Below are 18,827 nucleotides of genomic sequence, written 5' to 3' on the forward strand. Positions count from 1 at the left end.
CCTGCGTGTGGCGGGTCCACCTCGATCAGCCGGACGGCGCGAGGTGGACCTCGCCGCTTTCCGGCCCGGAACGGGACCGCGCGGCGGCGCTGGCCGGCCCGGTCGAGCGCCGCCGCTTCACGGTCGCGCACAACGCCCTGCGCGCGGTCCTCGGCCGGCTCACCGGCGTGCCGCCGGCCAGGCTCGTCTTCGGTACGGAGCACAACGGCCGGCCGTATCTGGTCGGCCACCCGATCGACTTCAACCTGTCGCGCTCGGAGGAGTGGGCGCTGATCGCGGTGGCTCCGCCGGGCCTGCGGGTGGGCGTCGACGTCGAGCGCGTCCGGCACGACCTGGATCACCTGGCCATGGCCCGGCACCTGTACCAGCCCGCCGAGGTCGACCACCTGACCCGGGCCGCGTCCCCCGTAGAGGGATATTTCCGGTTCTGGTGTGCCAAGGAGGCGTATGTCAAGGCGGTCGGGGTCGGCCTGGCCGGCCTGCGGGACACGCTGGTAACGCCGGAAGGGAACGCGACGGTGGGTTCGTCGCGTTCCCTTCGCTGGCTGGATGTGGCGCCCGGTTACGCAGGCGCCGTCGTTACGACCGCTTAGACACGGGCACTACGTACCGGCTGAACACCAGGTCCCGCAGCACGTCGTCGCCGCCCTCCACGATCGACACGTACCGCACGTCGCGCAGCAGCTTCCCGATCACCGCGTCGTGGGTGTACCCGACGCCACCGAACATCTCCGACGCGGCCGAGGCGATCTGCCAGCCGGTCTGGCCGCAGAACATCTTCGTGGTCAGCGCCGACTTCAGCGTGCCCACCCGGAGGAACTCCTCGCCCGCGTCCGGCCGGGCCGCGATCTCGTCGTACTGGCGGGCCGCGGCCAGGCACTGGTTGGCCATCACGTCGATCTGCATCTCGAACTGGCCCAGCTTGGCCGCGAACACCGCGTTGTTGGCCAGCGCGGTCCCCTTGACCTGCTTGGACTTGCCGTACTCCATGCACACGTCGCGGATCCTGCGGGCGATGCCGAGCGCGGTCGTGGCGATCAGGATGCGGCTGGCGTTCAGCCCCACCTCCAGCAGCCGCAGCCCGTTGCCGCGCAGCACGTTGGCCGCCGGCACCCGGCAGTCGGCCAGCGTCACCTGGTAGGTGGCCGAGGACCGCAGCCCCAGCACATCCCAGCGCTTGTCGATCCGGATGCCCGGCGTGTCCCGGGGGACCAGCACGGCCAGGTAGCCGGCCGGATCGTCCTCGGCGCGGGCGATCACCACCAGGAAGTCGGCGAAGTCGGCGTTCGTGGAGAAGGCCTTCTCCCCGTTCAGCACGATGTGGTCCCCGTCGCCGCGGGCGGTCGTGGTGATCCTGGCCAGCTCGCTGCCGGCCGCGTGCTCGCTGCCGAGCGTCGCGCAGCAGCCGTTCCCGGCGACCAGCTTGCCCAGGTAGTGGTCCCGCAGCTCGGGGGACCCGTACCAGGAGAGCATGCTGGTCGTCAGGACCGGGATGAACAGGGTGAACGCGGCGCCGGCGTCGGCGTAGGCGAGGTCCGCGACGATCCGGACGCTCTCCTCCAGGCCGAGGCCGGGGCCGCCGTGCTCCTTCGGCACCCACCAGTTCGCCAGGCCGGTGTCGGCGAACCGCTCGTACAGCGGGAGCGGGGCCTCGGCCAGCGAGTCGAGGTAGGCGTCCTTGCCGGTCAGCTCCCTGCGGGCGAACGCCTGGACCGCCCGCAGGTACTCCGGTTGCTTCATTCCGCCTCCCGGTCGTCGAGCAGCTCGGCCAGCAGGCGCACCGTCGGGCACTCCAGCAGGCCGGTCACCGGGACCGACGCGTTCAGCGCCTTGCGGATCCTGGTGGTCAGCTCGATCGCGAGCAGCGAGTGGCCGCCCAGCTCGAAGAAGTTGTCGGTGGCGCCGATCGGCTCGATGCCCAGCACCCGCGACCAGATCTCGGCCAGCGCCGCCTCGGTGCCCTCCTTCGGCTCCACGTACGGGTTGTTGAGGTCCGGCCGGGGGTGGCGCTCCTGCTCGTCGAAGTCGTCGTCGGCGCTGTGGATGTCGCCGGTGACCCACTGCGCCAGTCGGCCGTCCAGCGGTCCGGTCGAGATGACCAGGTGGCCGACCCGGTCGGTGGCCGACAGGGCCCGCTCGAAGATGTCGACGCCCTCCGCGGGGGCCATCGCGAAGCCGACGACGGCCTCGCTGTGGCCTTCCAGGCGGCCGGCGTCGATGCTCCAGGTGTCCCAGTCGACGGTCACCCAGCGGCCCCGGTCGGATACCCGAGCCTGCCGGATGTAGGCGTCCAGCGCCGCGTTGGCCGCCGCGTACGGCGCGAGCGTCATGCCGCCCAGCACCGCCGCGATGGACGACAGCGTGACCCGCCGGTCCTGGGCATGCCCGCCGAGCACCTTCTGCAGCACATGGAAGCCCTTGACCTTGGCCGCCAGGTGGGCGTCGCACTGGTCGCGGTCCATCAGGTGGGCGAAGTTGAAGTACGCCCCGTCCTGCACGCCCGCGCCGTGCACCACGACGTCGATGCCGCCGAACCGCTCGACCGCGGCCGCGACGACGGCCGCCATCTGCGGCTCGTCCGCCACGTCGGCGGACAGGCACAGCACGCTCGCGCCCCGGCTCTCCAGGTCCAGGATGTTGCGGATGTGCCGGGCCGTGCGCTCGCCGCCGGGGGGAGTCTCGGCCAGATACGCGTCCCACTCCTCGCGGGGCGGCAGCGGTGACCGGGCGGTCAGGACCAGGTTGCAGCCGTACTTGCCGGCCAGGTGCCGGGACAGCACCAGGCCGACGTCGCCGAGGCCGCCGGTGATCAGCACGGTCTCGCCGTCCTTGATCGGGCGGGTCTCGTCGGTCAGCTCGTCGATGGGGAACGGCTCGTAGGTCCGCAGCCAGGTCTCGCCGGCGCGGACCGCGACCGGGCCCTCGTGCGGGGTGAGGATCGCGGCCAGGATCTGGGTGGTGAGCTGCCCGAGCGCGGCCTCGTCGCCGGCATCGACGGTGTCGGCGTCGATCGTGCGGGCCCGGACCCGGGGGTTCTCCTGGGCCAGGCTCGGGGCCAGCGCCGCCAGGGTGGACTGCTCGGGGTGGCGCAGGTCCGAGCCGAGCACGCCGACCGCCCGCGAGGTGAGCAGGGCGAGCTCGGCGCGCGGCGCGGAACCGCTGTTGTCGACCAGCTCCCTGGCCAGCGCCAGCACGGAGTAGAAGCCGCGGCGCTGCTCGGCGTCGAAGTGCTCAGCCGGGTCCTGACCCGGCTCCGGCTCGACCCCGGCCAGGCTGAAGCCGTGGATGATCGCGCGCGGCGCGACCAGCAGCGAGTACAGCAGCTCGGCCATGTCATCGGGTTTGTCCGGCCGGATCGTGAAATTTCCGGCGTCGTCTTGGTCGAAGGTCGCGCCGCGGCGTACCGCGGTGACCTCGGCGCCCGCCGCGTTCAGGCGGTCGATCAGGGCCTCGCCCCGGGCGTCGTCGGCGAAGACCAGCCAGGGCCCGGCCGCCCGCAGCCGCTCGTCCAGGTCGGCGACCGCGAACGGGCGCTGCTTCCAGGTCGGCAGGTACGTCCACTTCGACCGGTCGAACGTCTTGTCGTTGCTGACCGGGGCGGCCTGGATGTTCGGGTTGGCCTTGACCCAGTAGTGGCGCTTCTGCCACGGGTATGTGGGCAGCTCGACCCTGCGGCCCGCGCCGCGGTGCAGCGCGGTCCAGTCGATCGCGCTGCCGGCCTGCCACAGCCGGGCCAGCGTGGCCAGCAGCCACTCGGCCGCGGGCTCGCCGTCGGCGGGGGCGACGGTGATCTCCTCGGCCCCGGCGGGCACGTCCTCGCGCGTCACGTGCACGCCGAGGCGGCGCAGCCCGTCCGCCAGCGCGCCGAGCGCGTCGCCGCGGTCGGTGCCGTCCTCGATGCCGAGCACGGCGTCGATGGCCGCGAGCAGCTCCGGCCACCAGGCATCCGGCACGCCCTGCGGCGTGACCAGGCGGACCTTCGGGTTGCGCCGCTGGGTCTTGGCGTTGATCCAGCGGGCGGAGTCGGCCAGCGCCAGGACCGCGTCGTCGCGGTCGGCGACCACGACCGCGCGCCGCAGCGCGAAGCCGCCGCGCGACACCTGCAGGGTGAACGCCACGTCCGCGAGGTCCTCGGCGGAGTCGCCGGCCAGATAGCCGGCGAGCCGCTCGCCGAGCTGGTTCAGCGCGGTCTCGTCGGCCGCCGAGAACGTCAGCAGGTGCGGGCCCGGCCGGTCAGGGCGGGGCGCGCGCGGCGGCGCCTGCTCCAGCACCACGTGCGCGTTGGTGCCGCCGAGGCCGAACGAGCTGACCCCGGCCCGGCGCGGGTGCGGCCCCTCGGGCCAGGGCTGGTGCTCGGTCAGCACGGTGAACCGGTCCCGCGCCGTGGCCAGCGCCGGGTTCGGCTGGACGTAGTCCGGCACGCCCTGCAGCAGCTCGTGCTTGAGGCTCAGCGCGGCCCGCATCAGCCCGGTCACCCCGGACGCCCGGTCCAGGTGGCCCAGGCTCGGCTTCAGCGAGCCGAGCACGGCCGGGATCTCGCGCGGCTGGGTGAACACCCGGTTCATCGCGGCCAGCTCGATCGAGTCGCCCAGCATGGTGCCGGTGGCGTGGCACTCGACGTACCCGATGGTGTCGGGTTTGACCCCGGCCACGCCGAGCGCCGATTCGATCACCTCGGCTTGGCCGTCCACGCCCGGCGCGGTGTATCCGGCCCGCATCCGGCCGTCGTTGTTGGCGGCCGAGCCGAGGATGACGGCGTGGATCACGTCGCCGTCGGCGAGCGCGTCCGACATGCGCTTGAGCGCGACCGTGCCGACGCCGCTGCCCATCACGGTGCCGCTCGCCTCGGCGTCGAAGCTGCGGACCTTCCCGTCCGGCGACATGATGCCGCCCTGCTCGTACAGGTAGCCGGCCGGCTGGGGGAGCGGCGTGAACGCGCCGCCGGCCAGCGCCAGGTCGCACTCGTAGGTGAGCAGGCTCTGGCAGGCCAGGTGCACCGACACCAGCGAGGTGGAGCAGAACGTCTGCACCGACACGGCCGGGCCGCGCAGGCCCAGCTTGTACGACACCAGCGAGGCCAGCGAGTCACGCTCGTTGCCGATCGCCATCAGCAGCGCCCCGCCGGGCTGGCGGGACAGATGGAAGATGTTCTGCACGATGTAGTCGGGGAACCCGCACCCGCCGAACACCGCGACCTGCCCCGGCACGTCGGTGGGGCAGTAGCCGGCGCTCTCCAGCGCCTCCCACGAGCACTCCAGGAACAGCCGGTGCTGCGGGTCCATCATCTCGGCCTCGCGGGGGTTGATCCCGAAGACCGTCGCGTCGAACTTGTCCAGGTCGGCCAGCGGGCCGCCGATCCGCACGTAGCGCGGGTCGGCGAGCTGCCCCGGCTCGACGCCGGTCTCGCGCAGCTCCGCATCGGTGATCTCGCGCAGTCCCTTGATCCCGGACAGTACGTTGCGCCACAGTTCCGCGACGCTGTCCGCGCCGGGGAAACGACCGGACATGCCGATCAGCGCCACCGCCGAGTCGTAGTCAGTTTCGCTCATGACGTCCTTCCGCTCCGGAGCATGTTGCGCCGCTGTTCGATGCGCGACGAGCGCTGCTGCTCGCGCACGTCGGCCGTCTGCTCTTCCTTGGCCTCGCCCGCGGTGGCCGCTTCGGCGAGCGATGAGATCGTGGGCGACTGGTAGAGGATGTGCGGCGGCAGGTAGGACAGCCCCAGCGCCTTTCGGACTTCCGTGATGATCTCCATGCCCAGCAGCGAGTTGCCGCCCAGCTCGAAGAAGTTGTCGTGCACGCCGACCGACTCCAGGCCGAGCGCCTCGGTCCACACCTCGGCGATCTTCTCCTCGGTCTCGGACTGCGGCTCGACGAACGCGGTCGACAGGTCCGGCCGGGGGTGCCGGCCGAACGCGTCCCTGAGCTTCTTGACCGTCGCCTGGTGGCTCTCGATCGAGGACTTGCGGCTCATCGCGACCAGCGGCGCGAAGTCCTGCGTGGAGGCGACGACATGCCGCTCGCCGCTGGCCAGCACCCGCATCAGGGTCTCGAAGCCGTCCTCGTAGCTGAGCCCGAACAGGCCCCGGTACCAGGTGAAGTACTGCTTGGAGCCCTCGTCGTAGTTCTCCAGGCCCTCGGTCCAGCCGTTCCAGGTCCACTCGCACCAGTCGACCGAGGTGACCAGCGTGCCGGGCAGCGGGTCGCTGAGCGCGAACGAGTCCAGGAACGCGTTGGCCGCGCAGTAGTCGACCTGGCCCGCGCCGCCGCCGGTGGCGGACGTGGTGGAGGAGTACAGGGCGACGAAGTCGACCGGCACGTCCTTCAGCACCTCGGCCAGGGCCAGCGAACCGGCCACCTTCGGCGCCAGCGTGCGGTCGATGTCGGCCACCGTCTTGAACTGCATCAGGCCGACGGCCGGCACGCCGGCGCAGTGCAGCACGCCGTTGAGCTCGCCGAACTTCTCGATCGCCGCGTCCACCGCCCGCCGCACGTCCGCGACCTGGGACACGTCGCCGGCCACCGTGATGACCTCGGTGCCGCCGCCCTCCAGCCGGCGCAGTCCTTCGACGCGCCGCCGTACCTCGTCGGCGGTGGTGGGAGCGGCCAGGATCTGGCTCCACTGGTCCTTCGGCGGGACCGGGGTGCGGCCCATCAGGACCAGGTTGGCCTGGTATTTCTCGGCCAGCAGCTCGGCCATGCCCAGGCCGATGCCGCCCAGGCCGCCGGTCACCAGGTACGTCCCGCCGCGCCGCACGTGCACGGCTGGGTCGGTCCTGTCGATGTTGGCCGCGTCCAGCACCTCGTAGCCGGGCGTCCATCTGCGGCCTTCGCGCAGTGCGACGACCTGGTCGACGGGGTCGGCCCGCAGTTCGGCCAGCAGCCCACGCAGGGAGGCCGGGCCGGTGGTGGCGTCGATGTCGATCAGGCGGGTCTTGACCCTCGGGTACTCGACCGGGATGAGCCGGGTCGGGCCGAGCAGCGTGTTGCGCTCGGGGAGGATCGCGTCGCCGGTCAGCACCTTCTGGCTGCCGACGGTGACGATGTCCAGCGCCCAGGCCGGCAGGCCGAGGTCGACCGCCGCCCGGGCGAACGAGACCAGCGTGTGCAGGCCGCGCTTGAGGCACTCCTGGGTGGCGTCGCCCCCGGCCGGGGCCGGGTCGGCGGTCCACAGGTGCACGACCCGCTCCGGCTGGAAGCCCCGGCTGCCGAGCGTGCGCAGCGCGGCGACGATGTCCTCCTGGGAACCCGGCCGGATGACGATGCCGTCAGGGCCGTCCTGGTACGCGTCGCCGGGCCGTACCAGCACGACCTCGTGGCCGAGGGCGTCCAGACCGCCGCGTACGGACGCGGTCAGCGTGTCGGCCAGGCCGGTGTCGGTGTAGACCAGCCACTTGGTGAGCTCTTCCTCGCGCACCAGCTGCGGTGCGGTCTGCCGCCACACCGGGACGTTGATCCACCGCTCGTCCGGCAGGCGCGGCAGCGCGGTCGCGATGCTGGTGGGGTCGCTCTCGTCCAGCATCGGCACGCCGGTGCCCAGCGCGGACTGGTCGATCTCCAGCCAGTAGTCCTGGCGCTCGAACGGGTAGGTCGGCAGCGGCACCCGGCCGGGCGTCCAGTCGCCGTCCGGGCTGGCGTGCAGCGCCTCCCAGTCGACCGGCACGCCGGCCAGCCAGAGCTTGCCGACCGCGGTCGCGGTCGCGGCGAGCGTCTCGACCTGGTCGCCCTGGCCGGGCAGGGTGGTGACGATCAGCGGCCACTGGTTCCGGTCGCAGTCGGCGTGGCCGCGGGTCAGCGCGCCGAGCGACTGCCCGGGGCCGATCTCGGCCAGGGCCAGGTCGCCGCCGCGCAGCACGTGCGCGAGCCCGGCGCCGAATTCCACCGTCTCGCACATGTGGCGGGCCCAGTAGCCCGGGTCGGTGACGAGGTCGGCGGTGGCGATCGTGCCCGTGACGTTGCTGACGTAGGGGACGGCCGGCGGGTTCAGCGTCACGTTGGCGCTGATCCAGGAGGTCAGTTCGGTCGCGATCGGGGCGAGCATCCGGGAGTGGAACGCGTGCGTGGTCTGGAGCCGGCGGCAGCCGATCTCGGCCGACCTGAGCAGCGCGGCGGCGGCCGTGACGGCCTCCTCCGGCCCGGCCAGCACGAGCTGCGAGCCGGTGCGGACCGCGATGTCGAGATCGAGGTCGCCCAGCACCGACTTCAGCCGCTTCTCGTCGGCGGCCACGGCCAGCATCGCGCCCTCCGGCTGGGAGGTGATCAGCTTGGCCCGGTAGGCGACCAGCCGCAGCGCGTCGGCCAGCGACAGCACCCCGGACAGGCAGGCCGCGACGTACTCGCCGAGGCTGTAGCCGACCATGATCTCCGGCTTGATGCCCCAGCTCATCAGCAGCCGGGCCAGCGCGTACTCGGCGACGAACACGGCGGGCTGGATCAGATGCGCGTTCGGGGTGGACTGCGGGGACGCGTCCCCGGTCCGGCCGAGCAGCGCGGCCAGGTCGGTGGCCTTCCCTGCTGCGGCCGCGACGAAGATGTCGGACAGCTGGGAGGCTTCGGTGAGCCCCAGCACGCTGACGCATTCGTCCACATCCACCCGGAAGCCGGGCTCGGCCTCGTACAGGGCGGCGACCATGCCCGGGTACTGCTCGCCGACCCCGGCGATCAGGAACCCGGCCTTGCGGCCGACCGTCGTGTCGGTACGGCCCAGCGGCCCGGCCGGGTCCGCGAGCAGCGCGGCGGCCTTGGCGTTGCTGTCGGCGATGACGACCTTGCGGTGGTTGAAGACCTTGCGGCCCACCTGGAGGGTGTAGGCGACATCGCCCAGATCCAGGCCGGGCTCGGCGGTGATGCCCTCGCCCAGGCGGGCCAGCGCCCGCTCGGCGGCGGCGGCCGACCGGGCCGACACCGGGAGGATCTGCCAGCGGCGCGGGCGCTCCTGGCGCGGGGCCGGGACGGGGGCCTCGAAGATGATGGCGTGCGCGTTGGTGCCGCCCATGCCGAGCGAGCTGATCCCGGCGATGCGCGGCTGGTCGGCGCTGCGCGGCCAGGGGGTGGGCTGCGCCGTCACGTAGAACGGGCTGGTGTCGAAGTCGATCTCGGGGTTCGGCGCGTTGTAGTGCAAGGTCCCCGGAATCAGCTCGTGCCGCAGCGACTGGACGACCTTGATCAGACCGGTCACGCCCGAGGCGCGGTCCAGGTGGCCGACGTTCGGCTTGATCGACCCCAGCACGCAGTACTGCTTCTTCTCGGTCTGGCCGAACGCCCTGGTCAGCGCGGCGACCTCCATCGGGTCGCCGACCTCGGTGGCGGTGCCGTGCGCCTCCACGTACGAGATCCGCGACGGGTCCACGCCCGCCTTCTCGATCGCCTTGGACACGCAGCGGCGCTGGCCGTCGATGCTGGGGGCCAGGTAGCTGAACTTCATCGCGCCGTCGTTGTTGATCGCCGACGCGCGGATCACCGCGAGCACGGTGTCCCGGTCGGCGATCGCCTTGCCCAGGCGCTTCAGCGCGACCACGGCCGCGCCGTCGCCGAACATGCTGCCCCGGCCCTCGGCGTCGAAGGTCCGCACATGGCCGTCGGGCGACTCCTGGCCGCCCTCCTCCCAGAGGTAACCGGTCCGGTCCGGGATCCGGATGGAGACGCCGCCCGCGAGCGCCATGTCGCACTCGTCCCGGCGCAGCGCCTCGCTGGCCAGGTGCACCGCCACCAGCGAGGTCGAGCAGAACGTCTGCACGGTCACGCTCGGGCCGGACAGGTCCAGCCGGAACGACACGTTCGTGGCCAGCGAGTCCTTGTCGTTGCCGATCATCAGCGCGGACGGATCGATGCCCATCGCGAACGCCTGCAGCCGGGTCAGCAGGTAGCCGCTGATGTTCATGCCGGCGAACACGCCGACCGAGCCGCGGTTGTCGGTCGAACCGTACCCGGCCGATTCCAGGACCTCCCACACGCATTCGAGGAAGAGCCGCTGCTGCGGGTCGGCCAGCGTGGCCTCGCGCGGGTTGTAGCCGAAGAACGCCGCGTCGAAGCCGCGGATCTCCTCGAGAATCGGCCGGCTCCGGACATAGTTCGGCTTCGAGAACGTCGTCGCGGGGACGCCCGCCTCGATCAGCTCCGCGTCGGAGAAAACCGTGAAGGATTCGACGCCGGTGCTGATGTTGCGCCAGAACGTGTCGACGTCATTGGCTCCCGGAAATCGACCGGCCATGCCGATGATCGCAATATCGGACTCGTCCGCCGCGTTTCGCGAGTCACCAGGTGGATGTTGCTGATTCATCAACATGCCCCTTTATTAATTAGAAAGTCGTGATCTGGACAGCCGCGACGCTGAATTGCCTGGTCGGCGGCTATGCGGCTGTCTATGGGACGGGTTTCTGGTTAATTTGTGGGAAATCGATGGTGGCGATTTTGATTTCAGAGCAGCCCGCCGCGGCCCCAGCCGCGGGTGAGCCGGCGAATGGCGAACGCGCCGGAGATCAGCGCGATCCCGAGCAGGATGGCCGCGGGCAGCAGGGTGCCGGCCGTGTCGCCGGCGACCGCGGCCTGCAGCATTTCCAGGGCCCAGTAGCCGGGGGACACGTGCGCGGCGACCTGCGCCCAGTCCGGCATCAGGCTCAGCGGCACCAGCGCGCCGCCGAGCGAGCTGAGCGTCAGCGCGCCCACGTCCGAGATCACGCTGAGCTCGCCGTGGCTGCGCACGATCGCGGCCAGCAGCGCGCCGATCGCCAGCAGCGTGAACGCCCAGATCAGGATGGACATGAGGACCAGCGGGATGTTGCCGGGGATGGGCAGGCCGATGACCAGGCAGCCGTACCCCAGCAGGATGGCCTGCTGCACGATCATCACCAGGTAGATCGGCAGGGTCTTGCCGAGCAGCAGCTCGGCGGCCGGCGCTCGGCTCACCCGGAGCCGGTCCCAGGTCTTCCAGGTCCGCTCGGCCAGGATCGCGTTGCCCGCGATGGAGATCGCGAACACCGAGAACATGACCAGCAGCCCGGTCACCACCTTGGTGGTGCCGCCCTCGACCGCCCGCACGTAGAGCGGCTTCAGGACCAGCATCAGGACCATCGGCATGACCAGGTAGCTGATCATCTGGCCGGGGTCGCGGAGCCGGATGGTCGTGTTGTGGCCGGCCAGCGCGCCGATCCGGTAGACGGATTCGCGCAGTGCGGCGATCGGCCCGGCCCGGTAGCCGGTGTCAAGAAGCATCGCTGACCGCCAGGGATCGGTAGAGGTCGTCCAGGGAGGGGTTGTGGACCTCGATCGTGCTGATCGGCCGCTCGGCGCGGCTGAGCAGGTCGATCAGGGTGGCCGCCGGCTGCGTGGTGGAGACGCGGACCTCCTCCTCGTTGTCGTGGATCAGGCACACCTCGCCGGGCAGCCCTTCCACCAGCTCGTCGTAGGTGCCCCGCGCGATGATCTTGCCGTTCCTGGCGACCGCGATGGTGGCCTGCAGCTCGACCAGTTCGGGCAGGTAGTGGGTGGTGTAGACGATGGCGGCGCCGTCGCCGGCGCGCTGCTTGACGACGTCCAGCATCGCCTCGCGGGTCTCCAGGTCGGCGCCCGCGGTCGGCTCGTCCAGCAGCAGCAGGCCGGGCCGGTGGATCAGCGCGGTGGCCGCCTGGACGCGCCGCTGCTGCCCGCCGGACAGCCCCGCCGTCTTCCTGTCGATGAACGCGCCGAGCCGCAGCGCGACGGTCAGGTCCTCGATGGCGCTGTCCAGCGCGGTGCGGCGCAGCCCGGCGAGCTTCCCGAACAGGACGAGGTGCTCGCGCACGGTGATCGACGGGTAGAGCGCGATATGTTGCGGCGCGACGCCGACCTGGCCCTTGCTGGCCGACGGCGGGCGGCCGTCGATGGTCACGTGACCGCTGTCCTGACGGATCAGGTACGACACGATCTCCACGAAGGTCGTCTTGCCCGCGCCGTTGTGCCCGACCAGGCCGACGATCTCACCGGCCGCCACACTCAGGCTGAATCCGTCCAAGGCGAGGACCGAGCCATATCGTTTGACCAGATCTATGGCTTGCAGCAACGTGTCACCTCCTTTAGTATTCAAAACTTTTCGCGTGTCACGCGAATTGGGAATTCGGGCGGCGCCATGAATACGCCGCCAGTTGAATACGATTGACCGGTGAAATCGAGTTACCGCTACAATAGCGGCGGGCGGCCCTGCCGCTATTGGCAAGAAGTGGCCGGAGACAACAGGCCAACGGCGGAAGTGCGGGCGGCGATCCCTTCTTGAGCTGTGACGATAGGGGTCACCCCCCTACCCGCCCGGCCGCGAAGACAGGGGTTGCGCCCGGTCGCCCTTTGGACCGCTTTTAAGCCGTCTGACCTGCGCACACAGTCCTGTTACAGCTTGACCGGAACGACCTGTTCAGGGTGACGGGTAGCTGTCATGCTCTCCGGGTGACTATCGAACGCTCTGACACAACGTTGCCGGAGGAAGGCGAAAGTCGCCTCGGGGAACTGCCACCCTTCGCGGTGGGTCCGGTCGCCGCGGTCTCGGCGCTGCTCGCGGCCGTGCTGACCGCCTTATCCGGCCGGTACGGATTCCATCGCGACGAGCTCTACTTCATGGTCGCCGGCGACCACCCCGACTGGGGTTATGTCGACCAGCCGCCGCTGACGCCGCTGCTCGCGCGCGCGAGCAGCGCCCTGCTCGGTGATAACCCGTTCGCGCTCCGCGTCGTGGCGACGCTGCTCTGCGTGGCCACGGTCGTGACCGTCGCGCTGATCGCCCGCGAGCTCGGCGGCGGTCGCCGGGTGCAGTTCGTCGCCGCCTGCTGCGCGGCCACGTCCGCGATCGTCCTGGGCCTCGGGCACTTGCTCGCCACCGCGACCATGGACATGTTCGCCTGGGTGCTGGTCAGCCTGCTGGCGCTGCGGCTGCTCCGCACCGGCGACGGCCGCTGGTTTCTGGCGATCGGCGTCGCGATCGGAGTCGGCCTGGAGAACAAGCAGCTCATCGCGCTGCTGGTGGTGAGCCTGTTCCTGGCGCTGCTGCTGGTCGGGCCGAGGCACGTGCTGCGCACCCGCTGGTTGCCGATCGGCGCGCTGATCGCCCTGGTCATCGCCGCCCCCAATCTGATCTGGAGCGCCGCGCACGGCTGGCCGCAGTTCGCGGTCGCGGCCGGAATCAGCGAGGAGGACGGCGGCGAGAACCGCGCGATGCTCGTCCCGCTGCTGATCGTGCAGCTCTCCCCGATCTTCGTCCCGCTCTGGGTGGCGGGTCTGATCCGCCTGTGGCGGGATCCGTCGATCCGCTGGGCCCGGTTGTTCCCCGTGGCCACCGCGCTGCTCGTCGTGATTGTTCTAGTTACGGGCGGCAAGTCGTACTATGTGCTGCCTTTGTTGCTGGTGTCGATGGCCGCCGGTGTGGCGCCCGTCGTCCGCTGGGCTCGCCCGCCCGTGCTCGTCGCGGGCATCGCGGTCGCGGCGGCCGTCAACATCGTCGTCGGCCTGCCGGTCCTGCCGCCCTCCGCCGCGCAGCTCCCGAACGCGTTGAACGCCGAGGTGGGGGAGCAGATCGGGTGGCCGGAGTTCGTCCGGTCGGTGGGGGACGCCTGGAACCAGATCCCCGAAGCGGACCGCGCCCGCGCCGTCATCTTCGCGCAGAATTACGGTGAAGCCGCCGCAATCGCGCAGTATGGCCCCGACTACGGCCTTCCTGGCGCCTATTCGGGACATATGGGCTACGCCGACTGGGGCCCGCCTCCGGACACCGCCAACGGTCCCGTCCTCCTGATCCACGCTGCGGAAAACCGCCGCATTCCCGCTCGATTCACCGACTGTCGCCTCATCGGCCCGATCGACACCGGCTTCGACGTCGAGAACAAGGTCCTGGAGAACGTCATCCAGATCTGCGGCGCCGCCCCCGTCTCCTGGTCCGCCCTCTGGCCGATCCTCCGGCGTACCTGATGCTGGCACCAATCGGCGGGGAGAAGCTGCCACCGGGAGCCCGGTCAATCGCGGCGCTTGGCGGCCTAGCCTGGCGGCATGCGCGTAGGTTGTCTGATCGGGTCGGGACGCGACTGCGACGTCTTCGAGGCCGGAGCCGGGAAGGTCATCCGGCGGGCCAAGGACGGCCGGAGCCTGGAACGCGAGGCGTCCGTCATGCGGCACGCCCGCCGTGGCGGCTTTCCCGCGCCGGAGGTGTACGACGCCGACGGCCCCGACATTCTGATGGAGCGCATCGACGGCCCGAGCCTCCCCGACGACGCCGCCGCGCACCCGTGGCGGATGTCCGAACACGGCGCGCTCCTCGGCGATCTGCTCACCAAGCTGTCGGCCGTACGCGCCCCGGGCTGGCTTCCGGCGGCCTGCGGCGGCGGCAAGCTGCTCCATCTGGACCTGCACCCTTACAACGTGCTGCTCACTCACGACGGCCCCAGGGTCATCGACTGGGCCAATGCCGGCCGCGGCGCTTCCGCCGCCGATGTCGCCTCCACCTGGCTGGCTGTCGCGTCGTTCCCGTTGCACGACCCGGCACTGCGCCGGGGCCGCCCGCTCATGCTGGCGGCCTTCCTCGACCGTGTCGACCGCGAGGCGGCCCGGCCGTACCTTTACATGATGGCGGAGCGCCGCCGTACCGACCGAAACGCCGACAATGCGGAGACGGCCGCCATCGACCGCCTCCTCGCCCGCGAACAGCCCGTGAACGTTCCTTGAGGAGGCACTGAAATGGTAGATCGACGTGAAGTCCGGGTGTCCGACGGTGATCGCGAGGCCGCCGTCGCCCGGCTCCTGTCCGCCGTGGACGAGGGCCGCCTCAGCCTCGACGAGTACAACGACCGCATGGGCCGCGCCTACGAATCGGTCACCTACGCCGACCTGGACAACCTCTTCTTAGACCTCCCCGGCACCGCCCCCACCGCGGCTCCCGCCACCACCGCCACGCAGACGAAGGCGCCGGTCGTGGCGACGGGCGCGCTGCCGCGCTGGCTCAAGGTGCTCTGGGTGGCCTGGGCCGCCAAGGTCGCCCTCAACCTGGTCATCTGGGTCATGCTCAGCATCACCGAGGGCGAGCTCCTGTACTTCTGGCCGATGTGGATCATCGTCCCGCCGGGCGCGGTCCTCTTCGCCCTCAGCGTCGCCACCTCCAGGTCCCGGCAGGGTCGCGCATAAGCCCTACGCGTGCGTCGCGGCGACCTGTGGCCCGTGGCCGGGTGCGACGGATCCCTGGAGCACCAGGGCTGCCCCGCCGATGGCCGCGGAGTCGCGGGGATTGCTCGACAGGTCGACCTGCACCACGTGGATCTTGCGCGAGAATGCCCGCTCGGCGAGGCGGCGGCGGATCTCGCTGACGTAGAGCGAACCGGCGACGGCGAAGCCAGGACCCGCGAGCACGAGCGTGTCGAGGTCCCAGAGGTTGGCGAGCGTCATGGCGCCGTCGGCGAGGAGCAGGGCCGACTCGTCGACCAGCGCGCGGGCCTGCCCGTCGCCGTAGATCGCCGCGCGGGCGAGGACGTCGAACGCCCGCGCGTCCGGGTCGTCAGGGCGGATCTTCAGGCGGTTCGCCAGGTTCGGAATTGCTCTGGCCCGGTCCACCAGCGCGGCGGGTGCGGCGTACAGCTCGAGGCAGCCGCGGCTGCCGCAGCGGCACCGGGCGCCGTCACGGACCACCGAGACGTGCCCGATCTCACCCGCGTTGGAGCTGGCGCCGCGATGGAGCGCGCCGTCCAGGACGACCCCTGAGCCGATTCCCGAGTTCATGTAGAGACACCCGAAGGTCCGCTCCCGCGAGACCTGCCGCCCCCAGAACTCGCCCACGGCGGCCGCTGCCGCGTCGCTGTCCACGAGCACCGGCACGCCCAGCTGGGCGGTCAGGGCCTGGCCGAGTTCGAGGTCGGCCCACCGCTCCAGGCCCGGGAGCGCGAGGAACCTGCCCCGGGCGACGTCGACCGGACCCGGCCCGACGACGGCAAGACCTGCCACGCTCTGCGGCGACAGACCAAGCCCTTGCGTGACGTCGCGGTAGAGCGAGGCCAGCTGGGCTACGACGTCCTCCGGCTTCTCGGCGGGCGGCGCGGAGACGAGCTCGCGCCCGATCGTGCCGCCCCGGGTGTCCGTAACGACGCAGGTGAGGGTGTCGGCTCCGACGCGGATCCCGACGCCGTATGCTGATCGGGAGTTGATCACAAGCAGGGTCCGGGGCTTGCCACCGGTCGCGACCGTGGCACCGGTCTCGCGCACGACACCGTCGTCGATCAGGCGGCGGACGATGTTGGAGATCGTCGGCTGGGTCAGTCCGGTCGCCTCGACGAGTTCCACCCGGCTGATCGGCCCCGCGGACCGGATGAGGTCGACGACGAGCGCGCGGCTCCCTGGCCCCGCCACCGCGGACTCTCGTCGGGCCACGCTCAACCACCTCTAGTCCAGGCCGCAGGTACGGCACGACTACGTTACGGTCACGAGGTTAGTTCACGAGGGAAGGGCACCGATGGTCGCGTTATCGACGGGTACGGCGACACGCCCGCGGGCGGGCACGCCGGTGGGCCTCGCCCTCGTGCGCGACGCCGAGGTTCTCGGTGCCGAGCCGTTCTTCCACGAGTTCATCGCGGGCATGGAGCGCATCCTCGTCCCCCTGGGGGTGTCCGTGCTCCTCCAGGTCGTCGCTACCGTCCGGCAGGCGAGCGACCGGATGCGCGCGTGGGCGGCTGAGGGGCAGGTGCAGGGGATGATCCTGATCGACCTGCTGCCCGGCGACGAGCGGGTCGCGCTCGTCGGCGAGCTGGGCATGCCGACCGTGGTCATCGGCGACCCGGTCACCGCCGGGGGGCTGCCGGCGGTGTGGACGCAGGACGAGGTGGCCATGCGCGACGTCGTCGCCGCGCTGGTCGCGGCCGGGCACACGCATCTCGGCCATGTCGCCGGGCCGGCGGAGATGGCGCACACGATCATCCGCCGCCGCACGTTCGACGCCGTCGCGGCGGAACACGGCGTGCGCACGACGACGTTCGACGGCGACTACTCCGAGGCGGCCGGGGTGCGCGCCGTCACCACCCTCCTGGGGATCGACGACCGGCCGACGGCGCTGATCTTCGACAACGACGTCATGGCGCTCGGCGCGCTGCACGAGGCGAGCCGCCTCGGCCTGGCGGTCCCGGCCGACCTCTCGCTCGTGGCGTGGGACGACTCGGCGCTGTGCCAGCTCGCGGAGCCCCCGCTCAGCGCCGTCAGCCATGACGTCCAGGCCCTGGGCGAGCTGGTCGGCGAGACCCTCGCCGAGATCCTTTCCGGGGCCGCGCCGCGCGTGATCACGGCCGTGCCGGCGACGCTGGTGGTCCGCGGCTCGAGCATTTAATAGATTACTAATCTTTCTTATTGACTTCGGGGCTTCCTGTCCTGCACGCTGTGGTTCGAGCAACCCCAGAAATGTGCACGTAACCCCCGGGACACACGAGTCCCGGCACCCCCGGAACATGAAGCAAAGGAAGCCCCATGCACCGCACCACGCCACGGGCCGTACGCGGGGTGGCCGCGTTCGCCGCCGGAGCCCTCGTCCTCTCCCTCGCCGCCTGCGGCTCCGATGATCCCGCGCCTGGTCCGGCGGCCGCCTCGGCGACCGGCGGCGGCTCCATCGACGTCGTCACCCGCTTCACGGCGGGCAACTCGGCGGCCCAGGCCCAGAAGCGCGTCTTCGACGCGTTCACCGCGGAGACGGGCATCAAGATCAACCTCACCGAGGGCCTCGAAGCCATCGACGACCAGGTGGAGACCGCCGTGGCGGCGGGCAAGTCCCCCGACCTGGTGATCGTCAACCTCTTCGACAAGACGGTGGGCTGGCTGGACGCGGGCGTCACCGTCCCCGTCGACCAGTACGTCAAGGACTGGGGCCTGGCCGACAAGATGAAGCCGGAGGCCCTCGACGAGTGGCGGGTCGGCGGCGTCAGCGGTGGCCAGTTGCAGGGCCTGCCGTTCTCCGGGTTCAGCTGGCCCCTCTGGTACAACACCGATCTGCTGACCAAGGCCGGCGTCACCGAGGTCCCGAAGTCCACCGACGAGCTCATCGCCGCCGCCAAGAAGCTGCGCGACGCGGGCGTCGGGCCCGTCACCGTCGGCGGCAACGACTGGACCGGGCAGAAGCTCTTCTACCAGATCGCGCAGTCGTTCACCGACGCCGCGACGATGCAGAAGGTCATGCAGGAGGGCGGTTACTGCGCGACGCCGTCGGTGCTCAACGGCATCAAGCTCTTCACCGACCTGCGCGACGCCAAGGTGTTCGTCGACAACGTCGCGGGCCTCAGCGCCGACGACATGTACGCGTCCTTCTACTCCGGCAAGGCCGCGATCATGTCCGCGGGCTCGTGGGCGTACACGGAATCCAAGGCCTCAGGCACTGGAATCGAGACGCACACGACGCTCGGCGGCTTCCCGGTTCCGAGCGGCTCGGTCTACCCGAAGCCGACGGCCTACCAGGGCTTCACCGGCGTCGGGTTCATGATCACGAAGCAGGGCGCCGAGGCTGACAAGATCGACAAGGTCCGGCAGCTCGTGACGAAGTTCTACGACCAGCCGACCGTCGGTGACTTCGTCAAGGACGCCAGCATCCTGCCCCCGGTCACCGGCGACTTCGCCTCGTACGCGACCGACCCGCTGCTGAAGGCCTCGCTCGGCCTGGACGCCAACGTCGACTACGCGGTCCTGCCCGACGTCTGGATCGGCTCCGCGTCCGACCCGATCACCCAGGTCCTGACCGGGGCCTACGGCGAGGCGAGCCCGCAGGAGATCTGCGAGGGCCTCGACACCGCCACCAAGGGCTGAGACCTGCTCCCCGGGTGGGGCCGCCAGGCCTGGCGGCCCCACCCGCCCCGAAAGAA

At 71.0% G+C, this 18,827-nt stretch carries 12 protein-coding genes; 6 read left to right on the top strand and 6 right to left on the bottom strand.

Annotated elements, in window-relative coordinates:
* The first annotated feature begins 5 nt into the window (after positions 1–5).
* Entirely contained in the window at positions 6–593 is a 588-nt protein-coding gene (locus tag Amac_RS26260; protein ID WP_170322649.1) for a 4'-phosphopantetheinyl transferase family protein, read from the top strand.
* Here Amac_RS26260 and Amac_RS26265 read toward each other — a convergent pair.
* The 5 genes from Amac_RS26265 to Amac_RS26285 form a co-directional block, all read right to left on the bottom strand.
* Positions 580–1,740: an acyl-CoA dehydrogenase family protein gene (locus Amac_RS26265; RefSeq protein ID WP_155357075.1), complete on the bottom strand. Its 1,161-nt coding sequence runs from the start codon at positions 1,738–1,740 to the stop codon at positions 580–582. The two genes, Amac_RS26260 and Amac_RS26265, sit on opposite strands and share 14 nt — an antisense overlap.
* Positions 1,737–5,549, bottom strand: a complete 3,813-nt coding sequence (locus Amac_RS26270; protein WP_155357076.1) for an SDR family NAD(P)-dependent oxidoreductase — start codon at positions 5,547–5,549, stop codon at positions 1,737–1,739. Before Amac_RS26270 ends, Amac_RS26265 begins: the two co-directional genes overlap by 4 nt.
* On the bottom strand, positions 5,546–10,285 hold the full coding sequence (locus Amac_RS26275) for a type I polyketide synthase (protein ID WP_155357077.1): 4,740 nt from the start codon (positions 10,283–10,285) through the stop codon (positions 5,546–5,548). Before Amac_RS26275 ends, Amac_RS26270 begins: the two co-directional genes overlap by 4 nt.
* Before the next feature lie 131 nt (positions 10,286–10,416).
* Positions 10,417–11,211 (bottom strand): ABC transporter permease, encoded by a 795-nt coding sequence (locus Amac_RS26280; protein WP_155357078.1) that lies wholly within the window; start codon positions 11,209–11,211, stop codon positions 10,417–10,419.
* Positions 11,201–12,037 (bottom strand): ABC transporter ATP-binding protein, encoded by an 837-nt coding sequence (locus Amac_RS26285; protein WP_155357079.1) that lies wholly within the window; start codon positions 12,035–12,037, stop codon positions 11,201–11,203. The genes Amac_RS26280 and Amac_RS26285 overlap by 11 nt, the downstream gene beginning before the upstream one ends.
* A 377-nt stretch (positions 12,038–12,414) precedes the next feature.
* Here Amac_RS26285 and Amac_RS26290 point away from each other — a divergent pair, with 377 nt between their 5' ends.
* The 3 genes from Amac_RS26290 (at position 12,415) to Amac_RS26300 (ending at position 15,132) form a co-directional block, all read left to right on the top strand.
* Positions 12,415–13,926 (top strand): glycosyltransferase family 39 protein, encoded by a 1,512-nt coding sequence (locus Amac_RS26290; protein WP_218041286.1) that lies wholly within the window; start codon positions 12,415–12,417, stop codon positions 13,924–13,926.
* A 78-nt stretch (positions 13,927–14,004) separates the two neighbouring features.
* A complete protein-coding gene (locus Amac_RS26295; RefSeq protein WP_155357080.1) occupies positions 14,005–14,676 on the top strand; it encodes a phosphotransferase in 672 nt (223 codons plus the stop codon).
* 12 nt (positions 14,677–14,688) lie between these two features.
* Entirely contained in the window at positions 14,689–15,132 is a 444-nt protein-coding gene (locus tag Amac_RS26300; protein ID WP_155357081.1) for a DUF1707 SHOCT-like domain-containing protein, read from the top strand.
* Between the two features lie 3 nt (positions 15,133–15,135).
* Here the strand turns inward: Amac_RS26300 and Amac_RS26305 are convergent, their stop codons facing one another.
* A complete protein-coding gene (locus Amac_RS26305; RefSeq protein WP_155357082.1) occupies positions 15,136–16,365 on the bottom strand; it encodes an ROK family transcriptional regulator in 1,230 nt (409 codons plus the stop codon).
* 82 nt (positions 16,366–16,447) lie between these two features.
* Here Amac_RS26305 and Amac_RS26310 point away from each other — a divergent pair, with 82 nt between their 5' ends.
* Positions 16,448–17,311 carry a LacI family DNA-binding transcriptional regulator gene (locus Amac_RS26310; protein ID WP_218041287.1) on the top strand — a complete coding sequence of 288 codons (864 nt, stop codon included), beginning with the start codon at positions 16,448–16,450 and terminating at the stop codon, positions 17,309–17,311.
* A 137-nt stretch (positions 17,312–17,448) separates the two neighbouring features.
* A complete protein-coding gene (locus Amac_RS26315) occupies positions 17,449–18,771 on the top strand; it encodes an ABC transporter substrate-binding protein (protein ID WP_155357083.1) in 1,323 nt (440 codons plus the stop codon).
* Positions 18,772–18,827 lie beyond the last annotated feature (56 nt).

Origin of the sequence: Acrocarpospora macrocephala (assembly GCF_009687865.1) — a bacterium.
Classification (GTDB): Bacteria; Actinomycetota; Actinomycetes; order Streptosporangiales; family Streptosporangiaceae; genus Acrocarpospora; species Acrocarpospora macrocephala.

Bases quoted from the DNA above. Each gene is read 5' to 3' on its own strand.
- Amac_RS26280 (WP_155357078.1), bottom strand. From the start codon at position 11,211: ATGCTTCTTGACACCGGCTACCGGGCCGGGCCGATCGCCGCACTGCGC.
- Amac_RS26310 (WP_218041287.1), top strand. From the start codon at position 16,448: ATGGTCGCGTTATCGACGGGTACGGCGACACGCCCGCGGGCGGGCACG.
- Amac_RS26295 (WP_155357080.1), top strand. From the start codon at position 14,005: ATGCGCGTAGGTTGTCTGATCGGGTCGGGACGCGACTGCGACGTCTTC.
- Amac_RS26300 (WP_155357081.1), top strand. From the start codon at position 14,689: ATGGTAGATCGACGTGAAGTCCGGGTGTCCGACGGTGATCGCGAGGCC.
- Amac_RS26265 (WP_155357075.1), bottom strand. From the start codon at position 1,740: ATGAAGCAACCGGAGTACCTGCGGGCGGTCCAGGCGTTCGCCCGCAGG.
- Amac_RS26275 (WP_155357077.1), bottom strand. From the start codon at position 10,285: ATGTTGATGAATCAGCAACATCCACCTGGTGACTCGCGAAACGCGGCG.
- Amac_RS26270 (WP_155357076.1), bottom strand. From the start codon at position 5,549: ATGAGCGAAACTGACTACGACTCGGCGGTGGCGCTGATCGGCATGTCC.
- Amac_RS26315 (WP_155357083.1), top strand. From the start codon at position 17,449: ATGCACCGCACCACGCCACGGGCCGTACGCGGGGTGGCCGCGTTCGCC.